This is a genomic window from Oceanobacter sp. 1_MG-2023, assembly GCF_030689025.1.
GTDB lineage: Bacteria > Pseudomonadota > Gammaproteobacteria > Pseudomonadales > Oceanobacteraceae > Oceanobacter.
This window is the reverse complement of the sequence record NZ_JAUYWA010000065.1, coordinates 1-1,240: the sequence shown is the minus strand read 5'-3', so window position 1 is coordinate 1,240 and position 1,240 is coordinate 1. Positions and strand designations below refer to the sequence as shown.

The following is a 1,240-nucleotide window of genomic DNA, read 5'->3' as shown; positions in this document are numbered from 1 at the left end:
GTTGTAGTGGTCAACTAATCCCGGACAGTATTTTAAGGTTTTCCTCAGCTGCAACAGGCGAAATGCCGCCGTTGAATGAGTGAGGTCGTTGCCGGTTGTAGTAGTCCATCAAGTAGCTCCCAACATCCTTTTGAGCCTCAGGCAGATTTCGGTAACCCAGGGCCGGTATCCATTCCGATTTCAGGCTCCGGAATAGCCTTTCCATCGGTGCATTGTCCCAGCAGTTGCCGCGCCGGCTCATGCTTTGTGTCATTCGATAGCGCCAGATTCTCTGACGGAACTTACGACTGGCGTACTGACTTCCCTGATCTGAGTGGAACATGACTTTCTCTGGACGACCACGCTGCTCCCAGGCGTGATCCAGAGCCTTTACAACCAGGTCCGCATCCGGACTGGACGACATGGCCCAGCCAACAACCCGGCGAGCGTATAGATCCAGCACCACCGCCAGATAACTCCATCGCCGGCCGCTCCAGATGTAGGTGATGTCGCCACACCAGACCTGGTCGGGTTGCTCTACCGTAAACTCACGATCCAGATGATTCGGGATATCCGGTCGCTCAACGGTGGCCTGTTTGTAGGCATGAGGGCCTGGCTGTTTACAGATCAGCCCCAGCTCGCTCATCAGTCGTCGAACTTTGAAGCGACCGACGACAACGCCTTCCTCGCGGAGCAAGCCTTTGATTGTGCGGCTGCCGGCAGAACTGCGGCTCTTGGTAAACAGGCGGTTCACCTGAGCCTTCAGAGCCAAGCGCTCCACATCCACACGGTTCCGCCGTTGACGGTACTCGTAATAGCTAGAACGGTTGATTTCAAACGCTTCACAGACCAGTTCAATTGACTCCTGCTCTCCCAACCGGTCTATCAGCGCGTACGATTCATCTCGTCCGACATCAAGAGAGCTGTAGCCTTTTTTAATATTTCCTTCTCTCGCTCCAGGCGATTGCAGCGGGCTTCCAGCTCCTGAATTCGGCGCTGCTCCGGGGTTAAGGCCTTGCCCTTCGGGGTGACGCCCTTACGCTCGTCTGCCAGTTGTTGAACCCACCGCCGAACAGCGCTTTCACCAACCCCCAAGGACACGCTGGCCTGCGGAATCGTGTAACCTTGATCCAGCACCAGGCTGGCTGCTTCCTGTTTGAACTCAGGAGAAAAAGAACGTCGTTTTCTGGTCATCAGACACCTCGTTTATGGTGGCGATATTACCACCTACGTTGGTGTCCAGAATCATTGAACCACTACA

1 protein-coding gene is annotated in these 1,240 nt (G+C 55.0%); it reads right to left on the bottom strand.

The window, feature by feature from the left end; all coding sequences use genetic code 11:
- Positions 1-10 precede the first annotated feature (10 nt).
- Positions 11-1,173 (bottom strand): IS3 family transposase gene (locus tag Q8W22_RS16630; protein WP_305453123.1). Its coding sequence is split into 2 segments (ribosomal slippage): positions 11-918 and positions 918-1,173, totalling 1,164 coding nucleotides; the frame shifts between segments, so codons are not numbered across the junction.
- Positions 1,174-1,240: the final 67 nt, after the last annotated feature.